The sequence below is a fragment of the Streptomyces sp. NPDC046859 genome, assembly GCF_040645135.1.
Taxonomy (GTDB): domain Bacteria; phylum Actinomycetota; class Actinomycetes; order Streptomycetales; family Streptomycetaceae; genus Streptomyces.
Genome location: NZ_JBEYXR010000016.1, coordinates 33,557 through 45,778, shown reverse-complemented (window position 1 = coordinate 45,778; position 12,222 = coordinate 33,557). Strand labels below are relative to the sequence as shown.

The window sequence follows — 12,222 nt, the reverse complement described above, 5'->3', positions numbered from 1 at the left end:
GCCCGCCCTCAGAGGAAGCGCCGGATGGGGGTGACCGCGGCCTCCATCACACGCTGCAGCGCGGCGCGCCTCCGCCACCGGCGCAGGTCGATCTCCACGCTCCGTTCGAGGTCGGCCTCGAAGTCCCGGTCGAGGGAGGCGGTGAAGTCCTCGTCCAGCACGGCGAGCATGACCTCCTCGTCATGGTCCATGGACCGCCGGTTGAAGTTGGTGGAGCCGATGAGCGCGGCCACCGAGTCCACGGTGATGATCTTGGCGTGCATCATCGTCGGCTGGTACTGCCGGATGTGCACGCCGGCCTCCAGCAGCCGTGTGTAGTGCTGCTGGCCCGCGAGCTGGCAGGCCCGCTGGTCGGTGTGCGGACCGGGCAGCAGGATCTCGACCCGCACCCCGCGCCGTGCGGTCCGGCACAACAGGTCGATGAAGTAGGCGTCGGGCGCGAAGTAGGCGGTGGCCAGCCGGAAGCGTTCCTCCGCCGAGGTGAGCATGACCCGGATCAGGGTCTGCATGTCCTGCCAGCCGATGCTGGCGGACCCGCGCACCACCTGCACCACCGACGACCCCTCCTGCGGGTGCTCGGTGAAGCGGTCGCGCTCGTCGAAGAGTTCCTCGTGGCACTCCGCCCAGTTCTGCGCGAACGCGGCGGCTATCCCGTCCACGGCAGGGCCGCGGACCTGTACGTGCGTGTCCCGCCACTCCGACGGGTTGCGCGCGTCGCCGCACCACTCCTCGGCGATCCCCACACCCCCGGTGAACGCGGTGTGCTCATCGAGGATGAGGGCCTTGCGGTGACAGCGGTGGTTCTGCTTGAACGGGGACAGCCACACGGGCTTGCGGAACCACGCGATCTCCACGCCGGCCGAGTTCATCAGCTCGAGCAGCCGGCCCTCGATCTCCTTCGCGCCGAACCCGTCCAGCAGCAGCCGCACCCGTACACCCGCCCGGGCGCGGTCGGCGAGGGCGACGGCGAAGTCACGGGCGATCTGACCGCGCCAGTAGACGAAGGTCATCATGTCGATGGTGTGCTCGGCCGCGCGGATCGCGCCGAGCATCGCGGGGAAGATCTCGTCGCCGTTGCGCAGCGGAACGAGCGTGTTGCCCTCCGTCGCCGCCACCCCGATGAGCCGCTCCAGCCGGCGGCGCAACCGCTGTTTGCGGTCCTCCGCCGTCGCCGGTCTGTCCTGGGCAGGACTGTGTGCCGGTATGCCGTCGAGTATCACGTCGGGTCTCCCACAGGGCGAAGAAGAAGTACGTCAGGGGGCCGCCGAAGCGGCCCCCTGAGCTGATGCCCCGCAGGCGCGCGCTCACGCCCCGCGGATCCGCGGGTGTCCCTGCAGCGGTCAGCCGCCCACGTACCAGCTGAAACCGCCGTTGCTCGCGGCGACCGTGACGAACAGGATCCACAGGACCACGTCGACCACGCCGAGGATAATGCCGGCCTTCGCCAGGCCCGCGCCGTTGCGCGCTCCGGCCTGGCGCCGGGCGAGGGCACCGAAGACGATGGCCAGCGGGCCGAGGATGATGTTCAGGATGAACAGCCCCACGATGCCGCAGCACAGGCTCGCGATCGCCATGCCGTTGGTACGCGATCCCGAGGACGCGGTCGAGGAACCACCGTAACTCGCCATTGCTCACTCCCTGTTGCCTTCGCGCGGACCGAAGGGGCCGCGCTCTCCCCACTGTTGGCTGCTTTGCCCGAATGCCCCCATCCGGCGGACTCATGTCTGCGGAGCGGAGCGGCGGGAGCCGGGGAGCGGAGGCCGGGGGCCCGCGAACCCGGGCGCATCGCGCGGTCCCGGAGGGCAACGGTCGGGCCCCCTCGGCAGTCGTACGCAGTGCCGAACGCGGCAGTGGGAGCGCCCCCTTGGAGGAACGATGAGTCGTCGCGGTGTCGTCGTGGGAACCGCCGTGGTGCTGCTGGCGGGAGCCGGTGCCTCGGCCGGCGCCGCCCCCGCCGACCGGGCGGGAGGGCCGGTGGTCGCACGGGCCGTCGTCAACGAGGGACACGACGTCGTCGTGGGCACCACGCACGACGTGACCTTCCCGGTCACGGTCACCGGCTCGGGCGACCCGGCCCTGACGTTCGTCGACGTCGATCTGAAGGGGCCGCACGGCGGCTTCTACACCACGGACGCCTTCTGCGAGAGCGCCACGGCCTGCACGACCCGCTTCACCGTCAACGCCCGCCTCGCGCCGGGCGCCGACGACCCGGTGGACCTCGCCGACGCACAGGCGGGCACCTGGTCCGTCGACGCGCTCGCCGACACCGAGGACGGCACGTCCGTCTTCGCCCGGGACGTGGGGTCGTTCTCGCTCAAGCGGGCCGCACGGCTCACGGCGAACGCCTCACCGGAACCCGTGGCCAAGGGCGCCCGCCTCACCGTGACCGGCCGGCTCGTACGGGCCGACTGGGACACCTACCGGTACACCGGCTACGCGGGCCGGACGGTCGAGCTGCAGTTCCGCCCCAAGGGCTCCAGCACCTACCGCACCGTGGCCACGGCTGAGACGAACGGCACCGGCGCCCTGCACATCATGCTCAAGGCGGCCAAGGACGGCTACTGGCGCTGGAACTTCGCCGGCACCGCCACCACGGGCGCGGCCAAGGCCGCCGGCGACTACGTCGACGTACGGTCCTGAGCACCGGAGGCGGATGCGTCGGGCGGCCACTCGTCCACGAGGGGCCCGAGCACCTCAGGGCTGCCGGTCAGTCCCTGCCGCGGACGACGGCCACCGGGCAGTGCGCATGGTGCAGCACGGCCTGGCTGACCGAGCCGAGCAGCAGCCCGGCGAAGCCGCCACGCCCCCGCGCGCCCACGACGACGACCTGGGCGTTCCTGCTCGCCTCGATCAGCGTCTCGCGGGGTTCCCCGCTCAGCACCTGCTGTCTGACCACCACGTCCGGGTACCTCTCGGCGAACCCGGCCAGCGCGAGCGCCAGCAGCCGCTCGGCGGCCTCCACGCCTGTCCCGATCGGCGCGTGATCCGGCTGCCACACATGCACGGCGAGCAGTTCGGCCCCGCGCAGCTCCGCCTCGGCGACGGCGAACTCCAGGGCCCGCTCGCCCTGCGGGGAGCCGTCGACCGCGACCACGACCGGCCCGCTCCCGTCCGGCTCGCCCCGGACCACCAGCACCGGGCACAGGGCGTGCGCGGCGAGAGACACGGCTGTCGACCCCAGCAGCATCCCGACGAAGCCGCCGACGCCCCGGGCGCCGACGACCAGCAGGTCCGCGGTCCGTGACTCGGCGGTCAGCACCTCCACCGCGCCGCCGTGCACGACCTCATGGGTGACGTCCAGGTCGGGGGCCACGGCGTGGGCGCGCTCCGCCGCCTCGCGCATCAGCTCCTCCACCGGGGCGGGGTCCGGCGACGTGTACATCGGCCGGGTCAGTGGGCCGAAGGCGTGCACCACCCGCAGCCCGGCACCGCGCCGCCGGGCCTCGTGCGCGGCCGTCTCCACGGCCGCCCGGCACGACGACGAGCCGTCCACACCCGCGATCACGAGCTTTCCCACCGGACCTCCTGCACCACCGGGCGCCCGAACGACACGCCTGTCCGAATACGACACGCCTGTCCAAGGATCACTCCGGCCGGGCCGCGCTGCCACCCGGCCGGGACCCTTGCCACCCCGGACGGCTCAGCCGCCTCCCGACCCGTCGGGCGCGGGGCAGGTCGTCGCGGGCGGGCAGAACCAGGCGGCCGCCGTGTCGATCAGCTCGCGCTCGGCGGAGTCCTGGTTGTCGGGGCCGTAGGCGACCAGTGCGTAGCGGTTGCCGTCGGCGGCCCGGAATCGGTGGTCGATGACGTGCCGGACGGTCCCGGAGTCCGCCTCGCCGGCGATCTCGGTGGTCCGGTACTCGTGTTCGGCCGCGTCGTCCGGCGCCGAAGGGATCGGGCCCATGTCGATCCGTTCGTACCCGTCCCTCCGGGCGGCCTCCTCCTGGGCGATGACGAGCGAGTCGTACGGCGAGGGCTCCTCCAGCTGGAAGATCTGCAGGCGGCGCAGGCCGTCCGGGCTGCCGTAGTCGACGATCTTGATGCCGTACTTCGACGGGCGGCGCTCGGCCGTCCAGTTGACGGGGACCGCGATACGGAACCCCTCGTCGTCCTGCACCTCGCCGTAACCGTCGGGCAGGACCCCGGACGCCGTTGCCGTGCCGTCCGCCGTCTCGGTCGCCGAAGCCGAGGGCTCGGTCCCCTCCTGCTCCTGCGCGGTGGGGGACGGGGGTGGCGGAGGAGGCGGTTCCGGCTCGTCCTTCCAGCCGAAGGCCCACACGCCGAAGCACATCCCCACCGCGGCCAGGACCATGCCACCACGCCGCACCACGCGCTGCTGGCGCGGCAGATCCAGGTCCCGGTCCGGCTGGTGGAGGCGTTCGCGACGCCCGTCCACCCAGTCCTGCCGTTCCCTGTCGTACACCCTCATCGCCGTCGTCCCTCCAGGCTGCCAGCCGTCTGCGTCGTCGGGTCGGCCGTCAGCCGAGCAACTGGGCGATGCCCTGCACCACGGCGGTCGCCGACGCCACGGCGCCCGCCGCTGCCGCCTGCGAGCCGAGCCAGCGCCGGACGCTGCCCAGCACCCGGGTGAGGCGCCCCTGCTCGGCCGTCCCCGAGCGCGTGATCTCCTCCTGCAGGCCCACGAGTTCGTCGTGCAGGGCCGCGTCGTCCGCTCCCCGGCCGGCCCCGTCGGGCAACTCGGCCAGCAACTCCCGTACGGCGGCCAGCAGTTCCTGATGGGCGGTGTCGAGCGCGGCACCGCCCGTGGTGTTGTACGAGACGGCCCGGCCGTCCCGGCCGGTGGCGATGGAGCCGCCGGACATCGACCCGATGGTGACGCCGCCGCCGGCCGCGTCCGGACGCTCGCCGCCGGAGGGCTGCGGGGAGGTGGTGTTCTGGCTCATGCGGGGTTCCCTTCCTGACGCCCACGGCCGGTGCCGGGCGGGGGAGCGGTGTGCGAGTTGGCCTGTCCGTGACTGCCGGTGGCGATGGATCCGCCCGACATGTCCTGGACGAAGACGCCTCCACCGCTGACCTGGTAGATGTGCTGCTCGAACTCCTCGGTCCGGTAGCCGTGTTCGCGCAGCGCCGTACGGACGCCGCCCACGATCCGCTCCTCGACCGTCTTGATGTATCGCTCGGCGTCCATGTCCTGGAAACGCGAGAGCTTCGGCTGCGCGGCGAGCGCCCGCAGCGAGACACGGGGCACGTCCGGCGGTTCCGCGCCCTCGGACCAGCCGGAGGCGATCTCCCGGCGGAGACTGCCGAGCGCGCCGATCGCGCAGTCCAGGCCGATCGCGGGCGCGTGCCGCAGGGCGCGCAGCGCCGCGCTGTGCCAATGCTCCGGCAGCCGTTCCACCAGCGCGTCCACGCCGCGGAACTCCTTGCGGATGGGGCCCAGTACGTAGGACTCGACTTCCAGGACGAGCATCCCGCCCTGGGTGTGGACCCGCACCAGCACGGTCGCGACGAGCTGTTCGTGCCAGCCTCCGATGCGCACGCGCAGGAAGACGCGCCGGGCCTCGCCGCCCTCGTCGATCGCCTCGTCCAGGTGCGCGGTGATCTGCTCCGGGTCGTAGACGGCGTACTCGGCCGTTCCGCGGCCCCGGTCCGAGACGGCGTGGGCCCTCGCGTCGTCCACGCCCCCGAGCTCCACCTGCTCCGAACGGCCGACGCCTCCCGGCAGGTACAGGAACCGTTCGATCTCCAGGTCCCGCAGACGGTCGCGCCCGGTACGCGCCGCGGACTCCCGCAGCTCCACCAGCTGCGGCTCGATCAGGTCCAGCGCGGCACGGGCCGTCAGCCGCTCCCTGGCGCGCTGCGGAGCACCGGCCGCGTGCCCGTCAAAGGCGCCGCGGTCCCCGCCGTCGACCTGCGCCGGGATACGGTCGCGGCGGCCGTCGGGCAGCTTGCGCAGCTCCATGGCGAACGACCAGCTCCGTTTGAGCGTGCCCATCCCGATGAACGGCCGCTCCACGTCGTAGAGCGTGACCGGGGCATGCTGCTCCCGGCGGATGTCGCGGACCAGGTCGTCGTACGGCAGGCCCGCGGGCAGCCCGGGCTGGGTGGCGGTGCGGAACGTCCACTTCGACAGCCACTGGCACAGCGCCTTGCGGTGCGTGGCCTGGTGCTGCCAGCCGATGAGCGCGATCAGGAGGGGGAAGAGCGCCGGGTACGGCGTCTGCGCGGTGCCGTCCACCAGACCGGCCAGGTACCAGTACCAGTACAGGGCGACGAACAGCAGGCTGCCCGCGCCGGCGAGGCTGCTCATGCCGTCGGCGGCGCGGGCCACGGGGGCGGGCAGCCCCAGCTCCTTCACGGAGGGGCCGCGTTCGTTGAGGATGCCCGCGAACCACAGGGCGAACGTCACGAAGGCGTAGAGCTGGGACCAGGGCAGCCACAGCTCGCCGGAGACGTTCAGCCGGCCCTCGTACATGGCGGTGAACACGTCCCCGAAGCCCACGTCGATGTCGGGGCCCCAGCGGTCGGACAGGCTGTCCCACACCATCAGGAAGTCGGAGACGAGGAACCCGGCCCAGGCCGCGAGCATCAGCAGCGCCGTCCGGGCCTCCTGGTGGGCGACGCGCACGGCGTGAGCCAGCACCGGCACGACGTCCACGCCCAGGGAGGGGGCGACTGGCCGCTCCTGGTGGCCGACGAGTTCGTCGATGACCCGGCGTCGGAAGGTGGCGTCCTGGTAGACGCCGGCACACAGCAGCCGGGTGGCCTCCGTGCGGCTGTGGCGGTCTTCGGGAAGGCTGGTGCCCGGCACTGTGCTCCCATGGTCGTGAAGGGTGGTCCTGTCCCCGGTACGCCCCCGACGGCTCCGGCGCTGCTCGAGAGCCGCCGCCCGGGGGCGGTGCCGCCACCGGACGGGGGAGTCGTGAACAGAAGCGCGAGGCTAGAGGACCGCGGCCCTCGACACGCGCGGCTCAAACGCTTCCTCCCCCGAACCGGTGAATACACCAGGAGCCACTGGACAGCGGCCGGCCGGACGCTGCCGCAGGCGGGGCGAACCGGCGCCGGCGACCGGTCAGGAATCGAGAAGCGCGGCGCCCGGAGCCCTTCTAGCGTCTTCCTCATGACTTCCATCGACTTCGTCACCCTCGAAGTGGCCGACCCGGCCGCCGCCGAACGCTTCTGCACGACCGCCTTCGGGCTGGAGGGCCAGATCCGCTTCCGGGCCTCCGAGGCACCGAGCAGCGGGTTCCGCGGCTTCACCCTGTCGCTGGTGGTGGCCCAGCCCGCCGACGTCGACGCCCTCGTGGGCGCGGCGGTGGACGCGGGCGCCACCACGCTGAAGCCCGCCGCCAAGTCGCTGTGGGGCTACGGGGGTGTCGTCCAGGCACCCGACGGGACGATCTGGCAGGTGGCCTCCTCGTCCAGGAGGAACACCGGTCCGGCCACCCGCCGCTTCCAGGAGATCGTGCTGCTGCTCGGCGTCGAGGACGTCAAGGCCGGCAAGCAGTTCTACGTCGGGCACGGCCTCCCGGTGAGCAAGAGCTTCGGCGGCAAGTACGTCGAGTTCGAGACCGGCTCGGGCCCCGTGAAGCTGGCGCTCTACAAGCGCCGCGGCCTCGCCAAGGTCGCCGGTGTCTCCCCGGAGGGCACCGGCTCCCACCGGCTGACGATCGGCAGCCCCGCCGGCCCCTTCACCGACCCGGACGCCTTCGAGTGGACGACCGCGGACGTCAACGCCGGGCGGTGACCCGGACCGGTGTCCCGGCGGCGGCCCTCGGGGCGGCGCTGCGGACGAGGCAGATGCTCAGGGCGAGCAGCCAGTAGCCGAACAGCGCGCCCATCGAGGCCGTCGCCCCCCAGCCGTTCGCCGCCCCCCGCTGCGGGCCCACGGCCTGACCCCACCCAGCCGTACCACCGGCTGGAACGGACCGCGTGCCGCCGGAGGTGTCGGATGGCGCCACCGTCGTCTATACCCCTCAGGGCCCGCCCGGCGGGCCGTCCGGTTCCGTCAGCAGGGCGAGGTGCGCGATGTCACCCGGCGGCGGCGTGGTCACCGACCAGAGCGGGGCGGGCGAACCGTCGGCGACGGCGGCCGGCGCGTCGGTCAGGTTCATCCGCTCCCGCAGCCGCCCGTAGAAGTCCATCGGCCCCAGCCGTACGGCCCGCAGCCGGCGCGGCGCGGCGTACACGCCGATCCAGTCACCCGGCCCCAGCACACCGCGCAGCTGCCCGTCGATGCTGACCGCGGCCTGCCCGGACCGCTCCAGGATGCGCAGCCCGACCGGCTCGTCGGGCGCGGTGACCACCGACCGGTCGAACGCCATGTGCGGGGCGACCGGCGTGAAGACGAGCGCTTCCGCCCGTGGTGAGACGACCGGCCCGCCGGCCGCGAAACTGTAGGCGGTGGAACCCGTGGGCGTCGCCACCAGCAGGGCGTCCGCCGAGTACGACGCCAGCAGCCTGCCCGCCACGTAGACGCCCACCGACACCTGCCGGTCACGGGCCAGCTTCTCCAGCACCACGTCGTTGAGCGCCGTCACGTCCAGCGGGACGCCCCAGTCCTCGTCGATCCGGCAGTCGGAACGCACCCGGGGAGGCGGCAGCAGCGGGCCGCGCCCGTACTCCATCAGGGCCTCCATGCCGGGCGGCACCTCCAGGAGACGGGAGGCGCGCAGGGCGAGCAGCATGCGGCTGTCGACGTCGAAGCGATCCTCCCGCACCGCGTCCAGCGCGGCCCGCATGGCGGTCGCCGACACCTCCGTCAGAAAGCCCACCCGGCCCAGGTCCACCCCCAGGACGAGGGCGTCGCTCTCCGCCGCCAGCCTGGCGCCGCGCAGAAACGTGCCGTCCCCGCCCAGCGTCACGATGAGGTCCGGGTCACCGGCGGCCTCGACCTCGTCGCGGGCGTTGAGCCGTCCGCCCTCGTGCCACACGTCGATGTCGGCGCACGGCACATCCTGCTCGGCGCACCAGGCGCGCACCGCGGCGGCCGCGTCCGTGGCCTCCGGACGCCCGCCGTGCACCACCATTCCCAGGCGGTTGACCGTCACCGTTGCCTCCAGAGTGTCGTGGTCCCGGTCGGGGCCGAGGGTGCGGGGGAGAGGACCGTACGGCGCCGGCGCCCGCTACGAATGGGCCACGACCTCGCCGGACGTCACCAGCGGCGTCTGGGGCAGCAGCTCGGCCAGGCGCTCCCGTACGAAGTCACCGGCCCGCAGGGTCGACTCCTCGGCGCCCGCACGGTCCTCGAAGACTCCCGTCGACAGCATGACGCCGTCCGACGCGTCGACCCAGTAGTAGGCCACGAACCCGGGGACCTGGCGCAGGAGCGGCACGAACTCCTCCCTCACCCGACGGCCCGCCTCCACCGGATCGGTCACTCCTTCGTACCGTCGCACCACTGCGTACATGGCCACTCTCCTCCAGGTCGTGAGCCGGTCCGCAGACGCCGTACCCGCCGCCGCCCGGGCGACGGACCCGGGCGGGCGTAAATCACCGGAAAGGCCCCCGACGCTGGTCCGTTCGGGGGTGGCGCCCGGCCGGGGCACGGCGGTCATGGGCCGGTCCGACCGGGTCAGTCCGACTCCTCCTCCGGGCTCCGCTCGGCGGGGGCGGACGGCGCGGACGGCTCGGACGCGTCCGGGACGGTGTAGAAGACGGACCGGCCCTGCTTGCTGCGGTGCGCCTGGTTCCGGGCCACGAGCCCTTCGAGCGTGCTGCGCACCACCGTCGCCTTCACGCCGCGCTCGGGGTACTGCTCGGCCAGCGCCGAGGCGACCTCGGCGGCGGAGCGGGGCTCCTGGCGCTCGGCCAGATGACCGCGCACGAGTTCGACGAGTGACGGCGAGGACGCGCTGGACGCCGCGGCCGCGTCGACGGCCTTCGCGGTGGTCCTGTCGGTGCCCTTGCCGTCGTCGGTGGAGGTGTTCCTGGCGCCGGTGCGGCGGCGGCTCGCGGTGCCGGCACCTGTGCCCTTGCCCTTGGCCCGCTTGGCCGGTCGGGTCTCCTTCGCCCGCTTGCCGGCACCCGCCGCCTTCGTACGCCGGGTGGTGCGCGGCTCCTGGGCGCGCGGGGCGGGCACGACCGCGACGGGCTCCTCTTCCTCCGCCGCCGGGACGGACGCGTCGTCCGCCCCGACGGGCTCCTGGGCCGCCCCGAGCGCCCGCTGGACGTTCTCCAGGACGGTCCGGTCGTGCCGCAGTGCCGTCAACTGGGCCTGCAGCGCCTCGATCTCACCGGCGATGCGGTCCTGTTCCTTGCGGTTGCGTTCCAGGTCGGCGGTCACCTGGGCGCTGTACTGCGAGGTCAACTCCGTGACCGTGGTGCTGTTTCCGGACATGACGCGTGACACCTCTCTCTACGTGTCCCTGTCGCGGACACCGGGTCCGCACGTACGCAGAATCTAACGGGTGAAGTGGTGGCCCGGCCGTCGAGCGACGTCCATCGATTGCCAAAGCACAGGTTCGTGGCCGCCTTCCACGGACGACTCACGACCGCCCGCCTCCGTCGTCCGGCGACGCCGGGGAGCTGATTCCAGCCACGGCAGCGGTGTGGTCCAACCAGTTGACCAGTCGTTGCTGGCACCGTCAGGCTGTGTGCATGACAGAGCAGCGCATCCGCCGCGAGGCGGTCTCGGACCAGTTGTTCACGCTGCTCCGGGACCGTGTCCTCAGCGGCGCCCTGGCTCCAGGCACCCCGCTGACCTCCGAGCGTGACCTGGCCGCCGAGTTCGGAGTCAACCGGCACGCGGTACGGGAGGCGGTGAAGCGGCTCCAGCAGGCGGGGCTCGTCGAGGTCAGCCACGGCGGACGCACCCGGGTGCTCGACTGGCGGCGCACCGCCGGACTCGACCTCGCCCTGCAACTCGCGCACACCGACGGCCTGTCCGTGTCCTACGACCTCAGCCGCGACATCCTGGAGATGCGGGCGTCCATCGGGGCGGACGCGGCGAGGCTGTGCGCCGCGCGCTGCCCGGAGCAGACCGCGTCCGAGATCGTCGCCGCGGCGGCGGCCTATGCCCACCTCGGTCCCGACCTCGCCGACCTGGCGGCGGCGGACGTGGCGTGGTGGCGGCTCATCGTCGAGGGCTCCGAGAACATCGCCTACCTGCTGGCCTTCAACACCCTGGTCGCGGACCGCTTCACGGCCGGCGAGGTGCCGGTCGCCCTGCGCGCGACCGAACTGCTGGACATCGCGGGCCACATGAAGCTGGCCGCACTGATCGCCTGCCGCGACGAGAAGGGCGCCGAGGCGGCGGCCCGCGCCCTGCTGGCCCGCAGCGTCCGCGCCGCCCGTCCCACCCGGGAACCCGAAGGAGGTACGGCGTGATACCCGCCGTCGTCTACGCCATCCCCGCGTTCGTCCTGCTGGTCGCCGTGGAGGCGCTCTCGTACCGCTTCCTGCCGGACGACGACGAACGCGGCTACGAGGTCCGCGACACCGCGACGAGCATGTCGATGGGCGCGGGCAGCCAGGTCATCGCCCTGCCGTGGAAGGCGGTGGTGATCGTCGCGTACGCGGCCCTCTACACGGCGGCGCCCTGGCAGCTGTCCCCTGGCTCGGCGTGGACCTGGGTGCTGCTGTTCTTCGCCGAGGACCTGGCCTACTACGCCTTCCACCGCGCACACCACCGGGTCCGGCTGCTGTGGGCGAGCCACGTGGTCCACCACTCCAGCGTGCGGTTCAACCTGTCGACGGCACTGCGGCAGAGCTGGACGCCGATGAGCGGCCTGCCGTTCTGGATGCCGCTCGCCCTGCTGGGCATCCCGCCGTGGATGATCCTGCTCCAGCAGTCGATCAGCCTCATCTACCAGTTCTTCCTGCACACCGAGCGCGTGGACCGCCTCTGGCGGCCCATCGAGCTTGTCTTCAACACGCCCTCGCACCACCGGGTCCACCACGGCTCCAACAACGTCTACCTGGACCGCAACTACGGCGGCATCCTCATCGTCTGGGACCGCCTCTTCGGGACGTTCCAGCCGGAGGGCGAGCGTGTCGTGTACGGCCTGACGAAGAACATCGACACCTACAACCCGCTGCGGGTCGCCTTCCACGAGTACGCGGCCACCTGGCACGACATCCGAACGGCCACCCACTGGCGCGACCGCGCGGGGTATGCCTTCGGCCCACCGGGCTGGGCACCGCGGCCGAGGCACTGAGCCGGGCGGGCGTCGACGCCCCTCCGACCGATGTCCGGCCGAACGGGGCTACGGCTACCGGGGTTCCTCCCCGATGTCCGTCCCCGACGGCGGCTGAGCGGCC

At 72.8% G+C, this 12,222-nt stretch carries 14 protein-coding genes; 4 read left to right on the top strand and 10 right to left on the bottom strand.

What is annotated here, in order from left to right; translation table 11 throughout:
* Positions 1 to 8 precede the first annotated feature (8 nt).
* Together ABZ899_RS23310 and ABZ899_RS23305 are read right to left on the bottom strand one after the other, a co-directional pair.
* A complete protein-coding gene (locus ABZ899_RS23310) occupies positions 9 to 1,205 on the bottom strand; it encodes a phospholipase D-like domain-containing protein (protein WP_361349726.1) in 1,197 nt (398 codons plus the stop codon).
* A 135-nt stretch (positions 1,206 to 1,340) separates the two neighbouring features.
* Positions 1,341 to 1,628: a DUF4190 domain-containing protein gene (locus ABZ899_RS23305; protein WP_361349346.1), complete on the bottom strand. Its 288-nt coding sequence runs from the start codon at positions 1,626 to 1,628 to the stop codon at positions 1,341 to 1,343.
* Positions 1,629 to 1,875: 247 nt separating this feature from the next.
* On the opposite strand from ABZ899_RS23305, the gene ABZ899_RS23300 reads away from it, so the two are divergent.
* Positions 1,876 to 2,640 (top strand): calcium-binding protein, encoded by a 765-nt coding sequence (locus tag ABZ899_RS23300; protein WP_361349343.1) that lies wholly within the window; start codon positions 1,876 to 1,878, stop codon positions 2,638 to 2,640.
* Positions 2,641 to 2,707: 67 nt separating this feature from the next.
* On the opposite strand, the gene ABZ899_RS23295 is transcribed toward ABZ899_RS23300, so the two are convergent.
* The 4 genes from ABZ899_RS23295 to ABZ899_RS23280 all read right to left on the bottom strand — a co-directional run bounded on the left by ABZ899_RS23295 (position 2,708) and on the right by ABZ899_RS23280 (position 6,772).
* Positions 2,708 to 3,517, bottom strand: a complete 810-nt coding sequence (locus ABZ899_RS23295) for a universal stress protein (RefSeq protein WP_361349341.1) — start codon at positions 3,515 to 3,517, stop codon at positions 2,708 to 2,710.
* Positions 3,518 to 3,640: 123 nt separating this feature from the next.
* Positions 3,641 to 4,429 (bottom strand): hypothetical protein, encoded by a 789-nt coding sequence (locus ABZ899_RS23290; protein ID WP_361349339.1) that lies wholly within the window; start codon positions 4,427 to 4,429, stop codon positions 3,641 to 3,643.
* A gap of 49 nt (positions 4,430 to 4,478) precedes the next feature.
* A complete protein-coding gene (locus tag ABZ899_RS23285; RefSeq protein ID WP_361349336.1) occupies positions 4,479 to 4,904 on the bottom strand; it encodes a hypothetical protein in 426 nt (141 codons plus the stop codon).
* Entirely contained in the window at positions 4,901 to 6,772 is a 1,872-nt protein-coding gene (locus ABZ899_RS23280) for a hypothetical protein (RefSeq protein ID WP_361349334.1), read from the bottom strand. The genes ABZ899_RS23285 and ABZ899_RS23280 overlap by 4 nt, the downstream gene beginning before the upstream one ends.
* Positions 6,773 to 7,081: 309 nt before the next feature.
* Here ABZ899_RS23280 and ABZ899_RS23275 point away from each other — a divergent pair, with 309 nt between their 5' ends.
* Positions 7,082 to 7,708 carry a glyoxalase gene (locus ABZ899_RS23275; RefSeq protein WP_361349331.1) on the top strand — a complete coding sequence of 209 codons (627 nt, stop codon included), beginning with the start codon at positions 7,082 to 7,084 and terminating at the stop codon, positions 7,706 to 7,708.
* Here the strand turns inward: ABZ899_RS23275 and ABZ899_RS23270 are convergent.
* The 4 genes from ABZ899_RS23270 to ABZ899_RS23255 form a co-directional block, all read right to left on the bottom strand.
* Positions 7,692 to 7,850, bottom strand: coding sequence for a hypothetical protein (locus ABZ899_RS23270; RefSeq protein WP_361349750.1), 159 nt, complete (start codon positions 7,848 to 7,850; stop codon positions 7,692 to 7,694). The genes ABZ899_RS23275 and ABZ899_RS23270 overlap by 17 nt on opposite strands.
* Before the next feature lie 87 nt (positions 7,851 to 7,937).
* The gene (locus ABZ899_RS23265) at positions 7,938 to 9,011 is read right to left on the bottom strand and encodes an NAD(+)/NADH kinase (protein WP_361349328.1); all 1,074 of its coding nucleotides are present in this window, start codon (positions 9,009 to 9,011) and stop codon (positions 7,938 to 7,940) included.
* Between the two features lie 75 nt (positions 9,012 to 9,086).
* Positions 9,087 to 9,371 carry a hypothetical protein gene (locus ABZ899_RS23260; protein ID WP_361349325.1) on the bottom strand — a complete coding sequence of 95 codons (285 nt, stop codon included), beginning with the start codon at positions 9,369 to 9,371 and terminating at the stop codon, positions 9,087 to 9,089.
* A 164-nt stretch (positions 9,372 to 9,535) separates the two neighbouring features.
* Positions 9,536 to 10,300, bottom strand: a complete 765-nt coding sequence (locus ABZ899_RS23255) for a hypothetical protein (RefSeq protein WP_361349322.1) — start codon at positions 10,298 to 10,300, stop codon at positions 9,536 to 9,538.
* Positions 10,301 to 10,560: 260 nt separating this feature from the next.
* Between ABZ899_RS23255 and ABZ899_RS23250 the strand changes: the two genes are divergently transcribed.
* Both ABZ899_RS23250 and ABZ899_RS23245 read left to right on the top strand, forming a co-directional pair.
* Entirely contained in the window at positions 10,561 to 11,289 is a 729-nt protein-coding gene (locus tag ABZ899_RS23250; protein WP_361349320.1) for a GntR family transcriptional regulator, read from the top strand.
* Positions 11,286 to 12,119 carry a sterol desaturase family protein gene (locus ABZ899_RS23245; RefSeq protein ID WP_361349317.1) on the top strand — a complete coding sequence of 278 codons (834 nt, stop codon included), beginning with the start codon at positions 11,286 to 11,288 and terminating at the stop codon, positions 12,117 to 12,119. Before ABZ899_RS23250 ends, ABZ899_RS23245 begins: the two co-directional genes overlap by 4 nt.
* The last annotated feature ends 103 nt before the right edge of the window (positions 12,120 to 12,222 follow it).